Raw genomic sequence first — 25789 nt, forward strand, 5'->3', positions numbered from 1 at the left:
TCTCTTATTCCCAATAAAAGGGTCCATAATCTTTTAACCGCGCCAAACCCTCGACAAAATAATAATCGCCGTAGATGAGCGGAACGTCGATATTGGAGCCTTGAGGATAATGGCTTGTACCGTGGAGCAACAGACCTTCTTCGTCAGGAATGTCCCACGCGCCATAATTCTCGAATAGCGACTGCAGGATCGCTTCGGCGCGCATCCGATAGAACGCCGAATCCTCCCCGCCCGTTTTCTCTGCCAGGAGCAGCAAGCCGCTGGCCGCGCAGGCTCCCGCCGAGGTGTCGCGCAGCTCCCTTAACGGCTTCGGAGCACGGAAATCCCATGCGGGAACGGAATCCTCTCCCAATCTGCTCAGGAAGAAATTCGCCGTTAGATTTGCGGCGGTCAAGTACTCCTTTTTGCCCGTATGATGGTAAGCCAGCGTCAGCCCATAGATCGCCCATGCCGAGCCGCGGGACCATGCGGATTCGGTAGCGAAGCCTTGCCCGCCTACCCCTTCTATTTTTTCTCCCGTCTCCGGATCGAAGCGAACGATATGATAGACGGAGCCGTCCGACCGAATAAAGTGCTCCAGCACGGTATCGAGATGAGCCGTGGCGATGTGCGCATATCTGGGGTCGCCGCTCGTTCGCGTTGCCCAGTACAACAGAGGCATGTTCATGCAGCAATCGATGATAGCCTCGCCTTCATTGCGTTCGCCTTCCTTCCAGGGATTCCAGGCTCGAATATATCGTCCCTTAAGGTTAAAGCGCCCCGCGAGATAATTGGCCGCCTTCATGGCTCTCACCTCGGAGACGTTGCTGCCGGTTAACGTATAGTTTGCCACGCTCGTCAGCGTCCACATAAAACCGAGATCGTGATCCAACCGTTCATAGCCGTCAAGAACGGCGTCCATTCTGCTCTCGCACTTCTCGGCAAGCTCTCTCAATTCCCCTCTTTCGCTTTGGTTATAGAGCAGCCATAACATACCGGGCCAAAATCCTGCCGTCCACCAGCCCGGATCCGCCAGCTCATAAACACCGTTTTTGCTTGCATGAGGAAATCCGTCGCCGATCCGCTTCGTGTTTCTGATCGTTTTGCGCAACGCTTGATCCCAGGCCTTATCGATCCAATTCTCTCCCGTTTCCATTGCCGCTCATCCTTTCTTCTATCCGTTAACAACGGAACGGCCCCCCCCATAAGGAGAAGACCGTCCGCCATCCTTATTTTGCAGCTTGCTGCTGCTTGTAGATCTCGTAGACGTCGCTCCAGGTCAGAACGTTGTCCTTCTCCTTGCTCCACCACTCCTGGTACCAGGCCTCGATTTCCGGCCCTCCGCCTTGCTCCCATTGCTTCTGAACGTCGATCTCGGCTTGTTCGAGCGTATAATTGCTTCCGCCAATGATGGCTCTAGTGTAGATATCGTCGATAGCCGTCGTCACGTTCGTATACTTCAGCTGGAGATCCTTGGGCAGCTGCGGCATATGCTCGGAATGCGTCAAACCTTCGCCCACCGGCAACTCCGACATGTAGACTTCCACCGTGTCCCGGAACAGGCGAAGCGCTTCCTTCTGGGTCGGAATTTCCTCGTTGAATTGCGTTTCGTTGTAGCCGTATTTGCCTTCTTCCAGGCGGCTGTACAGCATGGCGAAATCGGCGGCCCAGCTGACTTCGTTCGTAAATTTGTCCGCGTCGATCGTGACCGGCTTGCCGTCGGTGTCCAAATTGTAGTGTACGCCCTCGAAGCCGTTTCTGAACGTGCGGCCCGTTTCGGGCTTGACCAGGAAATCGATGTATTTGATGATGGCTTCGGGATCTTTGGCCCGCGCATTGACAACGGCCGTCATTTGGACGGGATTATTCCATGCGGTCGTGAATTGGCCAACCGACGTCTTCGGCAGCGGAATGACCTTTAACTTGGCTTCCGGCACGTTCTGCATCAGCGTGTCCAATTCCCTTGCGGAGAAGCCCAAGTAATCGGAAGTCATGGTGGAATAGATGCCGATCTTGCCGTTCAAGAAATCCTGCTTCGACTTGGAGCCGTCTTTATCGGTCAAGAAATCCTTGTCGACGACGCCTGCTTCGAACATGCTCCGTTTCAGCGCGGTGGATTCCTTCATGTTGTTCGGGCCGACGACAAGATCCCCGTTATCTCCGGGATTGACCCAGTTGGCGTTATACATATAACGGAACAAACCAGGCGTATCGCCGAATTTCAAGCCGCCCAAGCCATACGTATCTTTGACGCCGTTGCCGTCGGGGTCCTGCTCGGTAAACGCCTTGGCGACCGCCAGCATTTCCTCCTCCGTCGTCGGCGCTTCAAGCCCCAGCTTATCCAGCCAGTCCTCGCGGATAAACAAGGAGACCAGCGGATAAACCTCGTTCATCCGGCCTACTTCGTAGAGCTTGCCGTCCGACTTGATGCCGGCTTTCTTTAACTGCGGGTATTTTTCGATCAATGCCTTATACTCGACGCTGTTTTGCTCGATCAGGTCATCCAGCGGCATCAATTGCTTTTGATCGAACAATTGGTTCCGAATGCCTGTGCCGAATTCGAAGATGACGTCCGGCGCGCTTCCCGAGGCAAGCAGCACATTCAATTTCGACTGCGATTCCCAGCGCGGAACGGCTACGAATTTCACGTCGGCAGGTCCGTTTTCGTTAATCCATTTGGTCCACATATTATCTTCGATCGTTCCCATGCCGTTAGGCACCGATCCCCGGTCATAGATGGTGGAGGTAATGCTTCCCCGTTTTTCCTCCCCCTCGCCGTTTCCTGCAGTGCCGCTTCCTGTTCCTTGATTTCCGCCGTTGTCGGAGCAGCCCGCCAGCAAGCTGGCGCCCAAACCGACGGCCACCACCGATTTCGACCATTTGCCTAATACATTTGCCATTCTTGAAGCCCCTCTTTCTTTCAAATGTATGGAGTAAGCTCAGCCCTTGATGGAGCCGAGCATGACGCCCTTGACGAAATACTTTTGCAGCAAAGGATACACGGCCAAAATCGGGATAATCATGACGATAACCGCCGCCGATCGAATGCCTTCCGCCGTGATGTTTGCGATCATAGTGGGATCATTGAAGTCCTGAATCATGGATGTCGATTTGATCATATTTTGCACAAGTACGGTCATATTGAATTTGGCCGTATCATTGATATAAATCAAGACGTTCATGAATGCGTTCCAATAGCCGACTCCGTAGAACAACGCCAACGTCGCCAGCATGGGCTTCGACAGGGGCAGGACGATTCTAAACAATACCCCTAACTCGCCGCAACCGTCGATTTTGGCCGCTTCGTCCACCTCTCTCGGCAGTTGCTCGAATGACGAACGCATTAATAACATGTTATAAGTACTTACCAAAGCAGGCAGCCATAATGCCGCATAGCTGTTTACGAGACCCAAATTTTGTACAACGAGGTAGGTGGGAATAAGTCCTCCGTTAAAGATCATCGTAAATACCATGGCCATCGTAAAAAAGCGCCGACCGTAAAACTGTCTTCTGGAAAGCGGGTAAGCTGCCATAATCGTGGTCAGCATGCTAAGAGCCGTTCCGATCAAAGTAATTTGAACGCTGTTCCAGAAGGCGCGAATAATGGGAGTGCCTTTAAACAAGCTGTCGTAGGAGAAAAAGCTGAAATCTACCGGCCATATCGTCACCTTGCCGGCCGCAACGGCAGTTGCTCCGCTTAGCGACAACGAAGCGACGTTAAGCAGCGGAAATATGCAGCTTAGAGCAATCAACGCCAAGATTAAATAATTCGTTAAATAAAATAGTTTTTCGCCTTTGCTGTCTCGCAAGTTGCATCCTCCTTACCACAAACCCTCATTGAATTTGCGCGCGATATAATTCGCGCTGAACACCAGTATGAACGCAACTACCGATTCGAACATCCCCATGGCCGTCGTCAAGCTAAACTGCGCTCCTTGCAGACCGATCCGGTAAATGTACGTGCTGATCACGTCCGCGATTTGATTGACGTTGGAGTTTTGCAGCATAAACACCTGATCGAAGCCGACCTCCATAACCCGTCCCATCGACAGCACCAGCAACAAAATAATCGTGGAACGAATGCCTGGAATCGTAATATGCCAGATCTGCCGCAATTTGCTTGCCCCGTCCATGGCGGCCGCTTCGTACAGGCTGGGATTGATCGTTGTCAAAGCCGCCAAGAAGATGATGGCGTTAAAGCCCATGTCCTTCCAAATGCCGGAGCCGACGAAGATGGCGACCCATGACGCCTTTTCGTACATGAACGGATAGGCTTCGCCCGTTATCGCCTCTATCACTCGGTTGACAATGCCGTTTTCCATGGCGAATATGGTGGAAACAAGCATCCCGATAATGACCCAAGATAAAAAATGGGGCATGTAGACGATCGTTTGAATCGTTTTCTTATACCCGATATTCCGCACTTCGTTCAGCATGATCGCCAAAATGATGGGAACGGGGAACCCTACCACGATACTGAGCAGACTTAAAAGCAAGGTGTTGCGTATGATCTCCAGCGTCCTGGCGTCCTGGAACAAGAGCTCGAAATAATGAAAGCCTACCCACGGACTGTGCCAGATGCCGTCAAAAAAATTATAATCCTTGAAGGCGATCACTAGCCCTCCAATGGGAGCATACCGAAAGATGAGATAAAACAAAATCACGGGAATAAACATGACCAATAACGGAATATTGGTTCTGAATCTTCGCCATCCGGGACTATTCGTTCCTTTGTTTCCCGTCTGACCTTCCGGTTCCGTAACCGCGGCCGAATTAAACATCGCCATCTGCGAACTCCTTCCTTCATCTAGCTGCTGCATTTTTGTTCGTAAATTCATTGTAGAGCTATCCGCTTGCGGGAACATTTGAATATCTCCGAGGTTTTTTTGAATATCTACACAAAAACAACCGGCATGGCTGCCGGTCGTCGTTCATTATTCTCCCGTATGATCGAATTGCTTGCGAAACTCCCGCGGGGATTGTCCCGTCGCTTGTTTAAACACGACAGTGAAATAACTGGAATTATCGAATCCCGCTTCCTCCGCGATTTCCGTCATTCGCATCTTCGTGCTTTGCAACAATGCTTTGGCTTTCTCGACTCGCAATTGGCTGACGTAATGCGTAAAACTGACGCCCGTCTCTTTCTTGAACAAATTGCTCAGGTAATTGGGCGAAACGTGCACGTGGGCCGCGGCCGATTGCAAGGAACAGGCTTCCCGGTAATGCTCCTGAATATATTGCTCGGCGCGGTAAACCACGTTGTTCTGGCGCTCGTCCAACCACCGCTGGAACATGCCCAGAAATTCGGCGCACTTCTCTCTAGCCCAGTCCAGCAGCGCCGGCACCGATTCGAAATCAAGAATATGTCTGGGATTCAACTCGTCGTTGGCGACTGCCGCTTTCAGCTGTTTGAAGTCCGAGAGCAGAATGGCCGAGAATACGGTCACCAGCGTGTAGACATTCGTTTTGCAGCGCTGCAATTCCAGTCTCGACGTTTGGTCGATATAATTCGTCAATAGACGCTCCGCGGCCGTCAAATCGTTGACGACGAGCAGCGCCAGCAGCTCTTCCTTCAGCCTGCGTTCGCCGCCGGCCGTCTCCACCTCCGGGGATGGACCCAATTGTTGCTCCTGCAACCGTTCGAATCGGACATGCAGTTCATCGAAGCGATGTACGACGCCCATAGGGATCCATTCGCCTTGCAATCCGATATAGGAGCGCAAAGCCGTTTCTACCTCGATCCGATACCGATCTTCTTGGGAACCCGCTTCCAGAAGAAACGCGAAGACGTCTTTGTTCAACGGAAGGACGAGGGCATGCGGCTGGTGGACTTGCAATAATTCCTGCACGATATTCGTTACCGCGTAATGCAGGAGGTTGACGTCGTTCGCCTGGTAACCCTTTCCCGCCGGATAATACGACCGGATGTGAAGGATGCCGAACGAGAATCCGGCCCAGCGTGTTTCCCAATCGTCCTTTGTTTCCCGTTCCGAAGGCAATCCCGAGATGGCGGCGCGGAACAATTCCGCTTGGCGCTCTTGCTCCCTCACGCGTTTGGCCAATTCCTTCAACCTGAACTCCTCGTGCGTCTTGCGAAGCACCCGGGAAGCCTCGTCCAGCGCGAAGGGCTTCAGCATAAATTCCACCGCGCCGTAGCGCAGCGCCCGTCTGGCATATTCGAAATCGCGGTAGCCGGTCAAGATGATGACCATGATCTCCGGATAAACACGGGACAACCATGCAGTCAGATCGAGACCGTCCATCACCGGCATGTTGATATCCGTAATGACCAGATCCGGTAGAAGCCGATGCACGGCTTCCATCGCTTCTTCGCCGTCTGAGGCCTCTCCCACGACGTCCCATCCCAGGGCGTTGCCGCCGATAAACGCCACAAGTCCTTCGCGAAACCAAACCTCGTCGTCCACCACAAGCAATTTGCCTATCATTGCTCCTTCTCCACCTCCGTTACGGAGAAAGGCAGCTTAAGCCGAACCATCGTGCCCTCCCCTAGTTGCGAATGAAGCTCGACGCCGTAAGGAGCGCCGTACAACAATTCAATTCTCCGAATGACGCTTCGCGTGCCGATAAATCTTCGTTTATCGTTGCCGTTCGCCGGTTCGGATTCGCTCGTAATTTGAGCGATCATCTCCCGGGACATCCCGCTTCCGTTGTCGCTAATCTCGAGAATGAGGAACTTGACGCCATCCTCTTGCCCGGATGGGAGCGCGTAGCCGTGTATACGTACGCGACGGTCCGACTTTTTGTTGCGGAAGGCATGGATCATCGAGTTCTCCACAATAGGCTGCATGACCAATCTAAATACGCGGCAGTCCAGCAGCTCGTCCGCGATCTCGATCTCCGTGCTCAACGCCTCCCGATACCTGGCCTTCTGAATGTCCAGGTAATTGCGTATTTGATGCAGCTCGTCCCTCAACGTCGTTTGTTGCTTGACGGGCTCCAACGTATATTGCAGCATCTCGGACATGCTGTTTACCAATCCGGCCGATTTCTCGTCGCCGAGCATATAGAATTTCCAAAAAAACATGCCTAACGTATTGTACAAAAAATGCGGATTCAGCTGCGCCTGTATGGCCTTTAATTCCGCTTCCTTCTCATTGAGCTTTCGCTCGTAAACCTCGAAGATCAGCTTCTCGATTTGACCGGTCATCGCATTAAAGCTATCGCCCAGGAAACCAAGCTCGTCCTTCGTCCGAATTTGCACGCGGGCATCGAATTTGCCTTCCCTCACATGCCTCATCCCGCGCACCAGGCTGCCGAGCGGACGAAGCAGCAAGCGGCTAACGATGGCAATAATAACGCCCAGCAAGATCAGACTGGCGAACGCCGATGCTACGGCTACTTGCATGATGACTTTGCTTTTGCTTTGAATCTGGGCAAGCGACACCTTACTGACAAGCGTAAATCCAACCTTCTCCGAGCGCTGCTTCGTGTACATATAGGAGATGCCCTGCTCCTCGCGCACTAGATTGCTGTTATTCGGGATGAAAGAAAAATCCAAAGGAGGAAGATCCGCCGAACCGTTTAATGCATACAACAAACGGCCGGATTGATCGAACAAATAGGCGTCTGCTTTCTCATGTACGCGCAGATCCTTCAGATGGGACTCGAACAGCGAGTTATGAAATAAGATCAACATCATTCCGTACGTATCCAGTTCGATCGAGCGCATGAGCCGGCCTGCCATCACCATGTTAGTACTGTTTGTTTGCCCATAATCGTCCGCAGCCGGCCAGTCCCAGACATATTCTCCTCCGGTCCCTTCCAGCTTCTTAAGCATTGTATCCAAATAGCCGGGCTTAAAGTTGTTGAACGAACCCGAGTATGTCCCGAGATTGATCCTATTTTCGTTCAGATCGTAAATGCGAATTCCCATCATTTCCGGGGCGTCCAATCGAACCTGAATTAACTGCTTGTCGAGCAGCTGCTCCAATTTCATTTGTTCATAATCGCTGTTTTGTTGATTCTGGCTTACGATCGCCTGGTGGACACCGGGATTTAAGGTAATGTAATCGGTAATTTTGTACATATCGTTCACTCTGGAATCCAGTCGGGCCAGCACTTGCTCCGTGGTCAAAAAATATTGACGGCTCACTTCATCGTTGAAGAGCGACAAATGGATCCGGTATGTTATAAAACCGGTGATGCAAGCAATGACAAGGTTGGCCAATGACAATGCTATAATCAGCTTGGTACTGAACTTGAATATTTTATGAAACGGGCGCCGTCTTTCGTGCTCCATACGTCCCCTCCCTTCCACCCGACAATACTAATATACAAATAGATGGATTGCAATGGCCATCCTGTAATAATTGGATGAACGGTAAAATCCCCGCAAGCTCCTGATTTCACCGGGCTCGCGGGGATTTAAATTACCGAACTACTTATTTAGCTACGGGCTGATCGGCCCTTCATCAATTGAAATACGACCACCTCGAACGGTTAGTCCCGGTATTCCGGAGGCACGCGTCTTGCTGTACCCGTTCGGATCGCCGCTCTGATCACCCCGTCTTGAACACGCTCGGACACAAGCTCGTTAAATACGCTAGGAATAATGTATTGCTCGTTTAGCTCCTCGGACTGAACGACAGACGCAATGGCGTAGGCAGCGGCCAGCTTCATGTCTTCATTAATGCTCGTTGCGCGGCAATCGAGCACGCCTCTGAATAGTCCCGGGAAGCAGAGCACATTATTCACTTGGTTCGGATAATCGCTTCTGCCGGTAGCGAGCACTCTAACAAAAGGCTCTGCTACCTCCGGAGATACTTCGGGGTCGGGATTTGCCATTGCGAATACGATTGGATCGCTCTCCATCCGCTTCAGATGCTCGGCGTTCAGCAGATTGGCCCGGGATACGCCGATGAAGACATCCGCGCCGGACATGAGCTCCTCCAAAGTGCCATCTCTGCTCTCCAATTGCGGCTGCTGGGCAAGCCAGTTCCATACGGGATGCTCGTATTGCACGCCGGGCTTTAACGGTCCATCTTGATCGACGGCCGTCAATCGAGAGACTCCTGCGGTGAGCAGCATGCGGCATATCGCCGAGCCCGCTGCGCCGATGCCATTCACAACGATTCGGATATCCTCCAGACGTTTGCCCGTTAACTGACAGGCGTTAATTAATCCCGCCAGGACGACGACAGCCGTACCGTGTTGATCGTCATGAAATACCGGAATATCCAACTCGTCGGCCAGCCGCGCTTCAATCTCGAAGCAGCGAGGTGAGCTGATGTCCTCCAGATTAATCCCTCCGAATACAGGAGAGATCGCTTTGACGGCGGCAATAATTTCTTCCGTATCCTGCGTGTTCAGACAGATCGGAAACGCGTCTACATGGCCTAGCTGCTTGAACAGCATCGCTTTGCCTTCCATGACGGGGATCGCCGCCTCCGGTCCGATATTGCCCAGTCCCAGAACGGCGGACCCGTCGGAAACCACGGCTACCGCATTGCGTTTGATCGTGAGCGAATAAGCTTTGACCGGATTCTCTGCGATCGCTTGGCATACACGTGCGACACCGGGAGTGTACACACGGGACAGATCCTCTCTGTTCTTGATCGGCAGCTTGGGCTGCACCTCGATTTTCCCGCCTAGATGGACCAGGAAAGTACGATCGGATACGTTGACGACCTCAACCCCGGGCAAATAACTGACCGCGTTAACGATATCGCGATATGTCGGCTCCGTGTAGTTAATCGTTACGTCGCGAATGGTCGTATGTTTGGAGGATTTGATCATGTCGATTGCGACTACATCTCCCCCTGACCTGCCTATCGCGGCAGCCACCTCGCCAAACGATGTCCGGTTTTCTAATTCCAATCTCATAATCATGCTGCTGGCAGCCATAACAAGAACTCCTTCATTGCTAATCTTATTCGCTATAGATGGCCATTCCCATTAATATAGGCTCGCGAGTCAATTTCACGAGATCCATCGTGAGCGCGCCGTCGCTGACCGTTGCGGTATAGGGGCCGTATTTGGTCCAGCCGCCGACTGCAGCTGGCGAAATGGTGCCCTTCACGGTCCCCTCAAGCTGGACATCGAAGCTGCGATAGTTGTTCTGATAATCCTCCATGACCCAGAGATAGACCGAATAAGTGCCGTTCGGAAGCGTCTGGGCAATGGTAATGTTGGACCCCTTCCAAATATGTGAATTCAGCATGGACGCCGTATCCGTATCGACTGCCGGAGTTGGCGCGACCGTATTGGTTGCCTGATTAGAAGAACTGATGGTCATGCCCGAGGCCAGCGCCGCGCTCTGCGACACCCAACTGTTACCCTCGATTGTAACGGCACCGCCGCCCATGTTGACGCCTTTGACAAACACTTCCGTCGGTTCAAGCTTGATATAATCCAGCCTAATCTTGCTTATCACGGTTCCCACCATCGTAAGTCTGAATATACGATCCCCTGGAGAATTGAAGGTATGTACCCCCATATCCAAATCGTAATAGTTGGCTGCCGTAGAATACGTATCGAACGGAGCACCGTAATCCGCATCTCCGATTTTGAGTTGATAGAGCGCGTGAGCATACTGTCTATATAGTCGGAACGTCATTTTGTAGGTTCCTGCCTTAGGCACATTCACCTTGTAATCGATATAATCATTGATCTGATTGCCATTAAACAGACTGTCTTTGCCGCCGCTTGCAATTGCAACGTTATTAATCGTGCGGCTATCCGAAGTGGCGACTACGTCGAGGTTCTCCGCTTCGATAATGAATGGATTAGCAATCGTAGGCGTCGGCAGCGGAATGACCGTCCCCGTCGTCGCGAACTTCGCCTTGAAGGACTTGCCGAATGCTCCAACTACGCTGACCGACAGCTTGATCGTCGGCGACAGCTGCGTGACGACGACGCCGGGGTCGGCGGAGATCAGGCTCGTCGCGCTCTTGTTGATCTCGATGTCGATCGTATCTCTGCCGGCTTTCGTCGGATCCGATACGGACACCTCGAAGTCGCCCGCCGTCTCCTTCGTCATGACGGATGCTTTGCGATTGGAGGTCACGAGACCAACCGTCTTGACGGTATCGTTCCAGAAGTTGATGCCTACCATATTCAGGCCATTCTCCTTCACGGCCTGCGCATCGGTCGAATTCTCCAGGATCGTAATATTCGGATTGCTCGCATAGGCGCTTACCTGCGAACTCGTCTTGTTCGGCAGCGTCACGTAGGCATATGTCGCATTCGTCGGGTTGACGCCATGGTTCAAGCCCAAGCTCAAGTAATTGCGCGTATGGTTCGTATTAGGCCCAACTCCTATCTGATCCCAGTTCCCGGTTCTAGCTTCACGCAATCCCGCAACATTCGCGGATCCAGGGAAGTAATAGCCGATATCCGAGCCCGCTACGTTGCCTGCCAGATGAATGGAGTTAACGCCCGTCATATTCTCCGTCCAGCCGAGCGTCGTCGGCTTGGCAGTGCCGTTCACGGTCAGCGCATTGTCTCCGCTGCTATTGATCTTCCGATTCTCCGCGATCGTCTCTACGGCAATGTTATCGGTGCTCGTGATCCCCGAGCCCAAAGCCACGATCTCGTCGTCGAACATGAACCAGGACTTCTTGGCCGTAAGGGTCTGACCGTATGGATGCAACTCCATTCCCGTCACCCCGTATAACCCGGACATATCTGTTCCTCCGACCCAATTCTTATCCGATACTTTCTCGGGCGTGAGAGTGGACGGCTGCAGAACCGTCGTTCCAGGAAGTCTGTAGGAATTGACCGTAGGCCAGTAATTATCGCTATACTGCGACAGATCGTTGTTATATAGATAAGTCATGCCATCTCCGGTATGCCAACCTCTGCCGTTCTCGCTATTAATGGATTCAAACGCCGCAATACGAGTAGAGTGCATGCTGATGCCGAACCCGTAGCCAGGTCTGAGCTGCACCGCGCGATCCATGCCGGGGTACTGTTTGTACTTCAGCAATTCGCCTCTTGGCGCGATGGCCGTATTGTTCATCAATGCTGTCATCTCCTCGAACATGAAGAGCGATGAAGTCGATAATAGATCCGTTAACCTGTCTCCCTGCATCATCCAATCCTTCACCATACGCTTGTATGCTAATCCATCTGTCGGGGAAGCGACTTCGGACAATAGCAGGATCGCACGAATGACATCTTGGGCTGACACATAGTCCTCCTCGTAGTGTCTCGAGATCTCTCTGCCTCTGACCATATCCATCATGGCGCCTTTATAGATGAGCGGCTCATAGGACTCATACACCCATCGATAGACATTCGCTTTGTCCGGATCCGTAATATCGAACGAAGACCCTCCGACGAGATAGATGAGATTGCTCATTGCTTTGAGGAGGGATGCCCCGTAGCCACCCGTATAGGCGTAGAAGTTATGCTGCACGAAGGAGCCATCCTCGTAGAAGCCGTCTCTGCTTTTGACGTAGTCAAATATGTTGCTTAGCCCTGCCGTACCTCTCGCGATTGTAACGCTATCTTTAATCACTATCCCTCTAAGCGCAACGATCTCGGATTGCCAAGCCCGATTAGCGCCTGATCCATCTATGACATCAGCCATCCATTGAATGGCAGCCATGTAATTGGCAATTTGCGTCGGCGTCAGATCGTCATACATGAGAACCGTTACCGCAAGAAGCTGTTGCGGAGCCCCGATTTCCTTATGCCACCAGTTCCCCGAATACGTAGCCCCGGCAAAGAATTTGTTCGTATTCATCCAATCTAAACCGCTAATAATATCATCTCTTAACGTTGTATTTCCTTCTAAGCTCGAGCCTCTCGTCGAATAGGCAAGAGCCATATGTTTGAGATTCGCGTAAATGGGCGTTAGATTATCCCCACTACTCCCCGTATTGGGTGCACCAAGCCCATATTCCGCCCACAGCTGCGCCCGACCAGGTGTTTTGATCATGGAGTCCCATACTTCCTGAGCTTTATCGGTTATTTCAGTAATTCTTGCAGCAATATCGGGATCAGACGTGTTGTAGGACGCGCTTCCTGTTAACGTTTCCTTATATTTCTCCCTAATCGTGTCGTATTCGTCCGCGGCTGCTACCGGGGATGGATTAACGATCATTAAACTTAAAGCCATCACATAAGACATCATGACGCAAATCGCAATGGAAGACCTTTTCCTCAACTTGCTCGCGGTGCTGATTTTTGAAATGTTCAAAACCAACTTCCTCCTTTGTTTTCATGATAAAATGATAGCGCTTACAAAATTACCTGGTTTCGTATTCTTTCGCCTCACCTCCTTTTTGGGAGCTTAATCCAGCTCGTTTACCGTTTTTCTAAATTGTGTCGGGGTCACGCCGTATGTCTTCTTGAATAGCGCGGTAAAATAAGCCGCATTGTTATAGCCAATGCTCTCGTAAATTTGTTTCACGCCCATATCGGGATGAGAGATCAGCAATTCACGTGCTTTGGTTAACCTTAAATTATTAATGTAATCCGGGAAGCTCATCCCGAGTGCCTCTTTAATCACTTTACTAAAATATTGGGGTGTAATTTGAAGCTCATCTGCTAACCCGTTTGCGGAAATCCCCGAGTTTGCATAGTTCTCCGCCGTCAGTTCCACAATTTTCCGTACAATGTCTGAAGTACCAGAGTTGTTGATCGCAATGATTTCCCCGCTGATCAACTCATAGACTTCCTCATACCATTTGCTCAGATCTGCTAATGACTCCATAGTCTGAACACGATCATAGATGGACGGGTAGTCATATTCAGGCTTTGCGGATTGCTGGAAAATGACATCTTCAAAAATGAGGAATAGCAAATGAATCATCTGGGCATGCAGCTTTACTGTGGTCCGATAAGGAAGAGCGCATAATAATTCCAGATATTCCTTCACATGCTCATCGAATTCGGATTTCGCCAGCTGTTTAACATCCTTCATCAGTTGCTTCTCTACTTTTCGAATGGCTTCGTCCATATTATCCGATTCAATAAATACGGCTGATGTGTACAGCACGGTCTCCTTGCCATAATAAAGACGATAATTCGTAGCCTCGTAAGCCTGTTTATAGCTGCTTGTTATGTTCTTGTAATGTTCTTCCTTATCGCTAACGCCGACTGTGAAGCCAATATTCCAAATACTCTGCGAGGTATCTCTTAGCTGTAATAGAATTTGGTCTAAACCAGCCGGTTTGAATCTTTCATCTTGTTCATCCACTTGAAGCAAGAAAACGAGATGCTCGTCATCTACTACCAAATAGGTGCTATTGGTATCGCAGCCTAACATCTCGAGCGTTAAATTTCCTAACGAATTCAGCTTTAAGGAAGCCGAGACCTTCGTATTCTGTTCATTAAAGCTGGCGTAATCATTGATTCGAATCACTAGAATCACATAAGGATGATGCAGATTGCTCACCACTTTTAATTCCAAGAGCTGCTCTCTAATCTCCCCTTCATTCAACTCGTCGCTATGCTGCAATAAGGTATGAATGTAGCGTGACTGCATCGCAAATATACTCTTTTCTTCTTGATGCTCCAGCTGATTCATCCGTTCAAACAGCGATTTCGTCGAATTAACGATTACTTTCAGATTGATCGCTTCCTTGGATTCAGGAACGCCGGTCTTCCTTGCAGATCGAACGATTTGGCTGAAAATCACCGTCATTGGCAAATAATAGCGTTTGGATACGATAATCGAAATGAACAGCAGCAGCACTAAAATAGCGGATATGACTACAATAATCGTATTCATAGCCGTGGATTGCTCCCGAATAATATCATTCTCCCGAATGAGCGAAAGCACGGTCCAATTCGGATTTTCGTAAACGATATAGTTGGCAATGAGACCCTGCTCATCCTTCACACGCTTAGAACCGCTGCCGGACAATGGCTCGTTTTGATTCAGTTGCTCATATGCGTTGTGGTATAAGTCTAGATAGCCGGGCTCTTCATTACTGCTTAGCAGAATTTGACCTTTGGAGTCGAATATGGCAGCAGCAGCCGTATTCTTTTCATCCTGATTGAATACCTCTTTCTTCACCTGTTCCGAATCCAAAGTGACCAGTACAGCCCCCGTCTCCTCGTCTTTGAACATAACAGAGATGACATGAGCAGACTCCCCGGTAATGTAAGAGACGGATCGCACCACAGGTGTAAGATTGCCCATGGATTCAGCCAGCTCAAGAAGCGTGGACTCCTTCTCTACAATGCCTCTTCCTGTCTTCTCCATCATCATTTGCTTGTTCTTGATAATGTAGATCGAAGCTACTTCCTCATTCGTCAGCAGAATCGTATCGATGAATTTAGAGGTATTGAGCAAATCGGGAACACTTGGCTTCTCATCCCTCATAAGGCCTTGATATTCGCTATGCTTGAATATTTGATAAGCGATTTGTTCGGCGTTGGATATCGCGCTGTTGCCTTTGGCCTGAACACTGCTCAAATTTAAACGGTTCATCGACAGAATATCCTCGGTACTCTTATTGCCGAACCAATAATACATAATAATAGCCAGAACAAGTACGGACATCACAGCCGTTCCCAAATAAATAAGCAATAATTTAATGAAAAACGTATTTGCGATGAATTTTTCCTTACTTGCTCTGGCCTTGGTCATGTAGTCCACTCTTTCCGTAGAAAAATTACTTGTTGCTTAGATATTCTGATAGCTGCTTTTCATATTCTTTAAGGATCTTGTCAACTCCTGCGTCCTTAAGCGCTTTTTGAGCTGCCGGGAAATTCTCTTCATAATCAAGGAAGCCCCAGAGAATCGGATAGATCTTCTCAACCGTAACTTGTTTGACTTTCGCTTCTTCATCCTTCACGCTGGCGTTATCGAATACAAATCCTGCCGTTTTCGAAAGGACGGCACCTTCATCCCAATTCCTGTAGCTATTGGCTGTCTTGTCCGGGATAATGGTACTGAATTTGGCATAGGTCTTGTTATATAGCATCCAAGCCGGCCAAAGCTCATCATTGTTGATCTTCTCGATTTTATCGCCAACCTCTTTAAAATCCTTGTCCTTCACGCCATTGATCATAAAGTCGTAATTGCTTTGGTTTTCATATACCCAGTTTAAGAATTGTACGGCACGATCCGCATGCTTGGATTGCGCGGCTACATAGAACACATCCGTGACAACCATCTGCTTGTACCTAGGCTTCTCCGGATTTAATAAATATTCGTTGAGCTCGCCTGTAGGCACATTCTTCGTTAATGAACCTATGAAATTCACCGCCCGGTCGCCAGCTGCTCCTGTCGTCATGGCATAATTGCCCGAATTAAACTCACTCAACCCGTTGCCGGCATTGGTTAACTGATTATCCTTGATATAACCTTTACTTCTCCAATCAGCGCGCATTTCGCTGATTTGTTTGACGATGTCCACATTATCGAATAAGGAATAGACTTTTCCGCCCGGTTCATCCTCATTCACATAATATTGAGGAGCATTCCCCATAGGCGTGAGAGACACATCTGGCGGCGCGAATGCCCTGTAGTAAGGAGTAATGGGATCCACCTCGAATATCGGCGTCATCTCCGGATGCAACTGCTGCACTTTAGCTGCGAAGTCATTAATATCCTGAACGGATGTAATAGCATCCATTCCGGCCTCCTTCAGTAGGTCCTCTCTCACTAGCAAGGAGTGGAATTTCACTGCAGTAGGAGCTTTAGCAACTGGAAGCGCGTACATTTGACCGTTTAATTTGACCGCTTCAAAATTCTCTTCCGGGAAATGTTTGAGTATGTTAGGACCGTTTTCAGGCAGGATATCATCTACAGCCATAATATTTTTCTTGTTTGCGAATTCCGCCAGCTTGCTTGGACTTCCCCAGAATATATCCAAAGCCTCGCCGGAAGAAAACATAAGATTCAATTTATCATAATACTGCGCCCAAGGTATATAGTTAATATTGAATTCCAGGTTTAACTCCTCTTTCATCTTTTCAGCGAACTCGGTTTCTAAAAACGCCTTCATGCGAGCGCTCTGATCCCCTGGCATAACCATATTAATGGTTGCCAATTTTTGTTCGCTGGCCTGATCCGCTGGCTGTTTAGTGTCGTTTCCCTCAGCCGGCTTGTTCGTCGCGCTCGCCGCTGGCGTATTGTTGTTGCCCGAACAAGCCGTAATCGCTAACGCGGCCGTCAATGTAGTGAGTAATACGGGCAATCCCTTTTTCCAATTCTTTTTCATATTCGTTTTAACCCCTTCTCCGATTATTTACGTTCAGACTTCTTTTATGTCAAGCCGAAAATGTCCATGAATCACTCCCTCCAATGGAATTCGCCGCTTACTAGCCTTTAACCGCGCCAATCATTAGCCCTTTAACAAAGAACCGCTGAATGAACGGGAATACGAGAAGAATCGGCGCGATCGTAATCATCGTAATCGCCGCTTTGACGGTTACGGTTGGTACGGCGATTTTGTCGGCTGCGCTTTCCGACATGTTGCTTGCCAGCGCTTGCGTGTTCGATAGCAGATTATATAACCGATATTGCAGCGGATATAAGGAGTCGTCACGAATAAACAACAAGGACAGCCACCAATCATTCCAGTATTGTATGGCGTAGAACAAAGAGATCGTCGCAATGCCCGGCATTGCAATCGGAATCATGATCCTTGCGAATATATAGATTTCGGTAGCTCCGTCGATTCTTGCGGATTCCAGCAAAGGCTCGGGAATGGTATCGAAGTAGCTCCTCATGACGAATAAAAAGAAAACATTCAGTAAATAAGGAACAATCAGTGCGGCGAGCGAATTGGTCAACTGATAATAATTGACGATGAGGATGTACCAGGGTACAAGCCCGCCGTTAAACAGCATCGTAAAATAACAATACATCGAAATGGAATTTCGGTATTTCAGCTTTTTCGAAGACAAGGCATACGCTAACATCGCCGTGATGAGCATGCTGCCTATCGTGCCGGCAACCGTAACGAATATACTGACCATATAGGAGGACATAATCCACTCGCCTCCGCTTTGGAACAGATAGGAATAGGTGTCCAGCGTAAATCCTCTCGGCCATACCGAATATCCTAATTTAATGATTTCCTTTTCCGTTGAGAAGGAGCTGGAAATCATAAGAATTAAAGGATATAAACAAATCATCATAAAGACGGATACTGTCCCGTACACAATCCAATTAAACGTGCGATCCACCAGAGATAGTTTGATTGTTTTCACCCTCCTTAATAAAGCGATGTGCCATCTCCGATTTTTCGTGCAAGCCGATTGCTTGCGTAAACAAGGATAAAGCCCATAATCGATTGAACAAAACCTACCGCAGTCGACATTCCGATATCATTATAGACGCGTAGAGAACGATAGACATACGTATCCAGAATATCTGTTGTAGGCATTAAAATCCCATTTTCCTTCACGATTCCGAATATCATTCCGAAATCGCCGTAACAGATTCTTCCTATGGCCAACAGAGTAAGGATGATCGTTGTCGGCATTAGCAACGGCAACGTTATATGTTTCACTTGCTGCCATCGGTTTGCTCCATCCACTGTAGCAGCTTCATAATAGGTGGTATCTATGCTTGTCAAAGCAGCTATATATATAATGGCCCCGTACCCCGTCCATTTCCATATATAAACAAACACCAATATAGCTCTCCAATACTGAGGTTCAGTATACCAATCAATTTGCGGCAATCCCAACTGAGTCAGTATTTTGTCGAGCGAACCAAAATCCTTGGATAATATACTATATACAAGTTCACCTACAACAACCCAGGATACAAAGTAAGGAAAGAAAAGCAACGATTGCGCCACTTTTTTGAACCATTTTTTTGCAGCTTCATGTAACAGGATAGCAATCACAATTTGCACTAGCGTGCCGAATACAATGAATAAAGCATTTAAATACAACGTGTTGAAGGCTACCCTCAAGACATCAGGTGATGTGATAAACGATTCGAAATTACGCATTCCGATCCAGGGGCTTCCAAAAATTCCGTCCACGCGATTGTAATCCTTAAATGCAAGAACAAGGCCGCTCATGGGCAAATAGGAAAACATAAGGAGAAACACGATGCCTGGAAGCGCCATCAAATATCCCCATCTGTTTTTATTGAGCTCTCTCCAAACGCCTTGTTTTCTAGCTGACTTTACATTCACATAACTTCTCCTTTCGATCGACATGTTGTTAACTCAAGCAGGATCCCGCTCCATCAAACTAGCACGGTTCCTGGAAAATTCAAATATCAAAGAATGAAACTGGTATTGAAATATGAATCAATTCTGAATATAGCCAATAAAAAACCGGAGGATCTATGAGTATAGACCATCCGGTTTCTTCTCCATGTATGAGCCCAAACCTTTCAATAACAATCACTCTCCGGCATTTCCTCCAGGCCGATTGACGATCCAATGATATCCATACGGTTATTCAGCAGAATAAAGATAGGCCGCGTGACATTCCTCATAACGGGACCTAGTGCCACGATGTCCGTCATGCTGCGATTCATGCATTTTTTTAACAGCAGAGAACCGGGTGCGGAACTTGCTCCACAGCCCGGCTCTTCTCCATGAATTTATTTGCCGCCAGCATCCAGATAGGTCTGAACTTGCGCTTTGATCTCTTCACGAATCGTATCCAAACCAAGCGCCTTCAGTTCCTTGTTAAGCGCCACTGCTTCGGCTTCCCAATCCTTCACTTGGCCGGCCTTCAGCGTTTGGACAAACGGATCTGCCTTCGATTGAACGTTGGCAAATTCGCCTTTTACATTAGAGGTGTCAAATGTGAACTTTGCGAGCACCGGGGCATAATACGTGTCCTCTTTGGCCGAATATTCGAAGTAACTCTTCGCCGTTTCATCCAAGTCCGCTGGCAGGCGGATCATATTGGGGTTCCAGCTGAATTCGTAGCCAGGGAACACATAATTATCAGATTCGCCCAGAAGCTTCAGTTGGTTTTCTCCGACAGGCTCCCAATGCTTGCCCTCAATTCCATATTCGAATAAGTCATGATTTTCGCGGCTTTGGAATAACCAGTCAAAAAACTTCATCGTTCTGTCGATGTTTTTGGAGGACACCGGAATCGCGATTGAGTTATTCGATTTGTAAGAGGTCGAGATGGCTTGCGGCTCCATGTTGCGTATCTTATCCTTCAAGACAAAAAACTCAAGGTCTGCATCTGCAATCGTTTCCTGCAGTTTTTTCTTATCCGCAGCATACGACGAAATCGTACCATAATAAGATGCTGCTTTACCGGACATGAAGTAAGCCTTGTGATCCTTCTGGCTGAGTACGTCCTTCTCCAAATATTTGCTCCACTCCGCCCATTTGTCGTATTGTGCGAATGCTGTTTTCATCGTATCAAGCGGAGCAGGCAGTTTCGCCCATGCGGAGGCATCATCGCCAAATGCGACAACATCCTGTACTTGCTTCAAGTCATCGGACAGATGAACATAATAGATAACTCCGCCTAGATTCAGAGGACGGACCGTATCAAGCTCCTCTCTCTCCGGAGCAAGCATTTCCTGGAAACCGCCATTGCCTCTAACAGCCAACGGAGTGATACCCTTTTCGGATTCGAGAACTTTTTCATAATATTGTTGAAGCTCTTCGTAGCTGGAGATCGGCTCGCTAAAACCAAGCTTCTCTCGCAAATCCTTGCGAATATATACAACCGGAATATCAAAGAAATATTGCGTGAATGGAATCGTATACAAATGATCGTCATAACGTTTGTTCATCTCGATGAACTCTGGAGAAAACGCCGCTTTCAAGCCCGGGTACTCATCATTGTTAAAATATTTATCCAATTGAGCGTAAGCGCCTTGAGGAATAAGCTCTCTCAAATTTTGAAAGTCTGCATCAAACACAAAATCGACTTCTTCGCCTGCGGCCATCATCAGCTTAACCTTCTGCTTATGATCCGATGGCGGATTCCATTGAATCACCAGCTTTGTATTCAGCGTATCCTTTGTCCGGCTTTCGAACTCCTCCAAAACTATCGGCAGGTCCTTTGGCTCGTCGCCAAAAAGCATGCCTTTTAGCGTCACTGCCTTAGGCGGCTGCGGTGTAGACACCGCATTTGTTCCTGTGGAAGGCGTACCTTGTTCAACCTTGTTGCTGCTGCAAGCTGCCGCAGAAACGACAAGCGCAACGGATAATAATGAAACCGTCAAAACTTTCCTCTTCATGTTGCTAATTCCTCCCTTTTTCTACTTACATGTTATTGCTTTATACTAAACCGCCAAAGGGCGGATCTAGCCTTTTACGGCGCCTACCATAAGGCCTTTGACAAAATACTTCTGCAAGAACGGATACAAGAAAATAATGGGGCCAATGGTTACGACCGTTGTAGCAAGGCGCACTGTCATAGCTGGCGGAATAAAGTTCGGAATGCTGATATCCGCAGAGATTTGATTGACATAGTCCAAATTGTTCATGATACGTTGAATTAAATATTGAAGCGGATACAAATTTTTATCATTAATGTACAGGACAGCGTCAAACCATTTGTTCCAATATCCTAAGGCATAAAATAGTCCGATTGTCGCCAAAGCCGGCAGCGATATTGGCAATATGATGCGGAACAAAATGTAGGCATCGTTTGCTCCGTCAATCTTTGCAGATTCGGCAATCGAATCGTCAATAGAAGCGAAGAAATTGCGAAGCAGAAACATATTCCATGCACTCAGCATGCTGGGAATGATAAGTACCCAAATCGTATCTTTCATGTCCAGATATTTTGAAATCAGTAGATACGAGGCGACAAGGCCGCCATGGAAAAGCATCGTAAAGTAAATATAAAAAGCCATATGATTACGATATTTCACGGATTTTACCGAAAGCGTGTACGCCATCGCACTGGTCAAAATCATGGACATCGCCGTTCCGACCACTGTAACGAAGGTCGTGACGCCGTAAGAGCGATAAATCGTATTGTCCCTGAAAATCATTTTGTAGGCTTCCAAGCTGAAATCTGTTGGCCAAAACATATATCCGTTTTTCAAGATGGATGCTTCCGAGGTAAAGGAACTGGCCACGACGGACCAGAAGGGCAATAAACAATAAAGGGAGAATAGTCCCATCAAGACATAAAATAATCCTTTGAGCAGTCGATCCGGGAAGCTTTCCTTTATCATGGTTTCATATCGACTCCTTATCTAGAAAATAGCAGATTCTGGTGCGGTTTTTTTGGCGATATAGTTGACGGTCAATACGAGGATGAATCCAATCAACGATTGCATGAAGCCGATCGCAGCCGACATGCTCATATCGCCAAGATCCATCATTGCACGAAATAGATACGTATCGATGACATCCGTCGTTGGATAGAGCAATGGATTGCGTCCGATAATCGCGTAAATCATACCGAAGTCCCCGTTAAAGATGCCGCCAACCGCCAGTATGGTTAGCAAAATAACAGTAGGCTTGATCAGCGGCAATGTAATATAACGAATCTTTTGGAAGCGGCTAGCTCCATCCATCGAAGCAGATTCGTAAATATCCGGATTAATTCCCGAGATCGTAGCCATATAAATAATTGAGCCAAAGCCAGCTCCATGCCATATCTTAAGCAATACAAGAATAAGAGGCCAATAGCCCGGCGACGACAAAAATTGAATAGGGCCGATTCCGAACACTGACAAGATCTGATTGATAAAGCCGCCATCCGTTGCAACGAATGCCATCACGAACATCGCTACGACTGTCCAGGACAGAAAATGCGGAAAGATCATGACGGATTGAGTAATCTTCTTGTACCACTTGCCACCCATTTCCGTAACCATTATGGCAATGACCACGGCTGCAAGCGTATTAAAAACGATAAATAAAATGTTCAAAAACAGCGTATTGGTCACTATTTGAATCCAGTCGCTCGATCGGAAGAAAAACTGAAAGTTTTTGAGTCCGATGAATTCACTGCCGGTGATTCCCTTCATTGCCTTAAAATCTTGGAACGCGATGACAATCCCGCCCATTGGCAAGTAAGCAAAAACAAAAAACCAAATCATTGCCGGCAAAGCGAGAAGATATAAAAATTTGTTTTTTAATAGTTCAAAAAAGAATGCTCCGAGCTTCCCTCGATTCCTGCTTTTCGGGAAAGGGTGCTCGGTTAGGCTTGCAGTGGTGTGGCCCATGTAGATCCTCCTTCAATCTCTTTGCTGTTGTCATGTCATCACTCTACCCTTGTCTTAGTCATTCGCTAAACCTCAAAAATCGATGAAAAAGCATAAAATCAAAGAAAGGATAGGGTTTAAAATACGATGATCCGTTTAAAAAATGCCAGAATGACAAGGTGAAACGGCTGTCGCCGTCCTTTATACTTTCCTATAGCTGAACAAACAACCCCCTTTCATCAGAAGAAGGGGGTTAGTTCATTCTCTATTTACTTCAGATCATCCCGATCATCACTGCTTTTTCGGAAGTGATCCGGTGTTTTTCCACTGTACTTTTTAAACGAGATGTAAAAATACTTTGTATTGTCGATCCCGACCATCTCCCCTATTCGGTTTGCCGGTAAATCCGTTGTCAGCAACAGCACTTTTGCTTTTTCGAATCGATAATCGCTCAGGTATTGGTTTAAAGAAACACATGCGATATCTTTAAAAATCTTTCTTGTATAGTTGACGGATAGACCTGCCACTTCCGCTAGCTTCTCGATCGTCAGATTCGGATCCATATACGATTGATGAATGTTTTCTCTTAGCTTCTCCACGATCATGACGTTTTTTTGCGAGGACTGCTTATCCCGCATGCTGATCGCCATTTCACTGAGTCCAACGAACCATTCCTCCGCTTGATCGAGCGTCTCGCACCTGTACAATTGCTGTCCCAAAGCGCCGATATCCGTACTAAGGCCGCTGCGGTCTCCAGTCGCCATCGCTTTAGCGGTACGGGTCACGGTAAACAACAGCTGGTTCAACAAAATCATCATTTCGTCAAAAGGAGCCTTGCGTAGCAGTGCAAAATACTCCTGGAGTGAATAGATGGTTTTCGATAAGTCTCCAACCTTCATGCTTTCGGACACTTGCTTCTCCATCGTGGCGGACAGCGTATCGGAGATCGGCTCACGGCTATGCTCGATTTCAGTGGCGATTAAACATCCGGGACCAAATGCCAGGCGATATCGCGACACATTATAAGCCGACTGCCAGGATAGGGGTATGCTTCGCAGATCGCCCCCATGTGAGCCTATAAAAGCGGAAACAGACATCTTCAAAAATTTTTCCGTATTGTCTTGTATATCCATAAGAATCTGTTTGACCAGCTCCTCCGAGCCTTGTGGCTTCAAGATCAAAATGACGATCCGATCTTCCTCTCCATCAAAGCTGAAAGCTGGAAAATGTGCAGAGCAAATTTCATCGGCTACGTTGGAAATAGCGTATTTTAACAAGGATAAATCGTTAGGACTGTATGTCTCTTCAAGCTCCCCGAAAGCATCCAGACGCAGCATACACACCTGGAAGCCCTCGGCTGGAAGCGACATGCCTATCTTTGACAGCCTCCTTTCTATATCCGAATCGCTGGTCCAGCCTCCTATCGTTAACAACCGCAAAACTTCCCTTTGTTCCGTATGCCTGTAAGCCGTCATGTTGCTCTGTAATTCTTGAATCTCTCGTTCCAAGTAGCGGAAAGCTCCTGTAAGCATGTCGAATTCGCTGATCGGCTCGTTGTTTGCTTCAGAGCCCCGCATTCCCGCAACATTCTTGATGAGTCGATGAATCGGACCGTAGATCATGCGAGTGAAAAAAAATCCGCTTATCCCCACGACAATCAAGATCACGGCCGTAACGGCAAGGATGTACTGTCTCATTGTATTCACCTTGCTTAGCAAGGACTGATAGTTAATATCGCCGATGAATACCCAGCCCAGACTTTCTGATTTGATATAGAACAGCCGATGTTCGGTGCCGTCCAGCTCCGTCTCGACGACGCCTCGCGGCGATTCGGATTGCAAAATCCGCCGAACGACATCCAGCTCTGACAAATTCGAGTTGATCCTCGAGAGGTCCGAATGGGAGATGACGACTCCTTGCCTGTTGAGAATCATCGATTGGAACGAGTTGCTTCCCGCGCCATTCATCATCATATGCTGCAGCACTTGCTGATCCAGATTAAGAATCATGGACCCATTTGTCGCTTTTTCATCTCTCGCGCTTGAATAAGCGACGCTAATTAAATTCCCGCTAAATGATTTCGTATCCGAGACAAAGGAAGTATGTCGCGGGATGAAAATGCTTCCGCGCATAGCACCGGAATTTTCAAGCAGTTGCAGGATTTGCTGGTCATAAAATTCGTCAAAAGTTCTTACCGTCGTGAGAGAAGAAAACACCAGCTCATGCCGCGTATTCACCACATATACCGAATGCACCATCGGATTGGTATTAGCGAGTTCAGTCAATTTGTTCCCGATTCGCCCCATCAATCCCGTATCGAACTCGTTAGCGTAAAAGCCGGCTTGAATGTCCGCGGAATCGAAAGCGTTTCCAAATTGTTGATATGTCGAATTCAATAATATGTTTGCGGTGTTGTAGGATTGCTCCAACGAACGATCCGTTGATTCCGTCCATTCATTCTTCAAGCTTTCAGATACTTTGGACGTAATCGCAAGCGTTAACGCCGCAATGATTAAAATACCTATGATTAAATAAGATAAAATAATTCGGATCAGCAGACTCTTTTTCAACACAAAATAACGCAGCGTGCTCATGTGACCTTTCCTCATTTCAAAGTTGTAATCTACTGTTGTCTATGTGAGTTTGTAACTTAAATTATAGGGATAGACTCTAACGGCTTGGTATGCGCTTTTTTAAGTTTTAAGTACGCTTTTTTAAGAAGTCATTTACATGACAGCAAAAAAGGCATGAAACGGATATTCATACCTCTTTGCT

Annotated in this window: 16 protein-coding genes; all 16 read right to left on the reverse strand. The window is 48.1% G+C overall.

Annotated features, from left to right (window positions below):
• Positions 1-4: 4 nt before the first annotated feature.
• The 16 genes from B1748_RS15650 to B1748_RS15725 all read right to left on the reverse strand — a co-directional run bounded on the left by B1748_RS15650 (position 5) and on the right by B1748_RS15725 (position 25608).
• Positions 5-1135, reverse strand: coding sequence for a glycoside hydrolase family 88 protein (locus B1748_RS15650; RefSeq protein ID WP_087568869.1), 1131 nt, complete (start codon positions 1133-1135; stop codon positions 5-7).
• A 73-nt stretch (positions 1136-1208) separates the two neighbouring features.
• Entirely contained in the window at positions 1209-2879 is a 1671-nt protein-coding gene (locus B1748_RS15655) for a type 2 periplasmic-binding domain-containing protein (protein ID WP_087568870.1), read from the reverse strand.
• A 39-nt stretch (positions 2880-2918) separates the two neighbouring features.
• Complete coding sequence (locus B1748_RS15660; RefSeq protein ID WP_087568871.1) at positions 2919-3788, reverse strand: carbohydrate ABC transporter permease; 870 nt, start codon at positions 3786-3788, stop codon at positions 2919-2921.
• Between the two features lie 12 nt (positions 3789-3800).
• Positions 3801-4655 carry an ABC transporter permease gene (locus B1748_RS15665; protein WP_256975704.1) on the reverse strand — a complete coding sequence of 285 codons (855 nt, stop codon included), beginning with the start codon at positions 4653-4655 and terminating at the stop codon, positions 3801-3803.
• Positions 4656-4913: 258 nt separating this feature from the next.
• On the reverse strand, positions 4914-6425 hold the full coding sequence (locus tag B1748_RS15670) for a response regulator (RefSeq protein ID WP_087568873.1): 1512 nt from the start codon (positions 6423-6425) through the stop codon (positions 4914-4916).
• The gene (locus B1748_RS15675; RefSeq protein ID WP_087568874.1) at positions 6422-8239 is read right to left on the reverse strand and encodes a cache domain-containing sensor histidine kinase; all 1818 of its coding nucleotides are present in this window, start codon (positions 8237-8239) and stop codon (positions 6422-6424) included. Before B1748_RS15675 ends, B1748_RS15670 begins: the two co-directional genes overlap by 4 nt.
• 200 nt (positions 8240-8439) lie before the next feature.
• The gene (locus tag B1748_RS15680) at positions 8440-9843 is read right to left on the reverse strand and encodes an NAD-dependent malic enzyme (protein ID WP_087568875.1); all 1404 of its coding nucleotides are present in this window, start codon (positions 9841-9843) and stop codon (positions 8440-8442) included.
• 25 nt (positions 9844-9868) lie between these two features.
• Positions 9869-13144 (reverse strand): polysaccharide lyase family 8 super-sandwich domain-containing protein, encoded by a 3276-nt coding sequence (locus tag B1748_RS15685; protein ID WP_087568876.1) that lies wholly within the window; start codon positions 13142-13144, stop codon positions 9869-9871.
• Between the two features lie 93 nt (positions 13145-13237).
• Entirely contained in the window at positions 13238-15544 is a 2307-nt protein-coding gene (locus tag B1748_RS15690; protein WP_087568877.1) for a helix-turn-helix domain-containing protein, read from the reverse strand.
• A 25-nt stretch (positions 15545-15569) separates the two neighbouring features.
• A complete protein-coding gene (locus tag B1748_RS15695; protein ID WP_179215607.1) occupies positions 15570-16907 on the reverse strand; it encodes an extracellular solute-binding protein in 1338 nt (445 codons plus the stop codon).
• A 316-nt stretch (positions 16908-17223) separates the two neighbouring features.
• The gene (locus B1748_RS15700; protein ID WP_256975694.1) at positions 17224-18117 is read right to left on the reverse strand and encodes a carbohydrate ABC transporter permease; all 894 of its coding nucleotides are present in this window, start codon (positions 18115-18117) and stop codon (positions 17224-17226) included.
• A gap of 5 nt (positions 18118-18122) precedes the next feature.
• On the reverse strand, positions 18123-19058 hold the full coding sequence (locus B1748_RS15705) for an ABC transporter permease (protein WP_256975695.1): 936 nt from the start codon (positions 19056-19058) through the stop codon (positions 18123-18125).
• Positions 19059-19474: 416 nt separating this feature from the next.
• Positions 19475-21088: an ABC transporter substrate-binding protein gene (locus B1748_RS15710; protein WP_087568880.1), complete on the reverse strand. Its 1614-nt coding sequence runs from the start codon at positions 21086-21088 to the stop codon at positions 19475-19477.
• Between the two features lie 66 nt (positions 21089-21154).
• Positions 21155-22036 (reverse strand): carbohydrate ABC transporter permease, encoded by an 882-nt coding sequence (locus tag B1748_RS15715; RefSeq protein ID WP_087568881.1) that lies wholly within the window; start codon positions 22034-22036, stop codon positions 21155-21157.
• A gap of 21 nt (positions 22037-22057) precedes the next feature.
• Positions 22058-23035 carry an ABC transporter permease gene (locus B1748_RS15720; RefSeq protein WP_087568882.1) on the reverse strand — a complete coding sequence of 326 codons (978 nt, stop codon included), beginning with the start codon at positions 23033-23035 and terminating at the stop codon, positions 22058-22060.
• A 248-nt stretch (positions 23036-23283) separates the two neighbouring features.
• Positions 23284-25608: an AraC family transcriptional regulator gene (locus B1748_RS15725; protein WP_087568883.1), complete on the reverse strand. Its 2325-nt coding sequence runs from the start codon at positions 25606-25608 to the stop codon at positions 23284-23286.
• Positions 25609-25789 lie beyond the last annotated feature (181 nt).

It is taken from the genome of Paenibacillus sp. MY03 (genome assembly GCF_002165585.1).
GTDB classification, from domain to species: Bacteria; Bacillota; Bacilli; order Paenibacillales; family Paenibacillaceae; genus Pristimantibacillus; species Pristimantibacillus agaridevorans.